Origin of the sequence: Pontibacter roseus DSM 17521 (genome assembly GCF_000373265.1) — a bacterium.
Lineage (GTDB): Bacteria > Bacteroidota > Bacteroidia > Cytophagales > Hymenobacteraceae > Pontibacter > Pontibacter roseus.
The window spans coordinates 970,457-970,833 of record NZ_KB890761.1 but is presented as its reverse complement, the minus strand read 5'-3'; the positions used below and the strand labels follow the sequence as shown (position 1 = coordinate 970,833).

Genomic DNA, 377 nt, shown 5'->3' with positions numbered 1-377 from the left:
AAGGAGGCGTCGAGCGTGCCGTCGGCGTTGAGGCGCGCGATGCGGCTGCGGGGCGTGCCGTTGAACGAGGTGAAACTCCCCCCTACCAGCACCTTCCCGTCCGGCTGAAAGGCAAGAGACACTACATAATCAGTGAATCCGGAGCCCGGGTTGAAGGAGGCGTCGAGCGTGCCGTCGGCGTTGAGGCGTGCGATAAAGTTGCGGGGCGTACCGTTGAACGAGAAGAAATTTCCTCCTACCAGCACTTTGCCGTCTGGTTGCAGAGCCAGTGAATACAATTCTCTGTTAAATCCAGTGCCCGGGTTGAAGGAGGCGTCGAGCGTGCCGTCGGCATTGAGGCGCGCGATAAAGCTGCGGGGCGTGCCGTTGAACGAGGT

Annotated in this window: 1 protein-coding gene; it reads right to left on the bottom strand. The window is 60.7% G+C overall.

Annotated features, from left to right (window positions below):
• Positions 1-377 (bottom strand): delta-60 repeat domain-containing protein (locus tag B051_RS20870; RefSeq protein WP_033316646.1); only part of this gene is annotated, 377 nt, incomplete at both ends.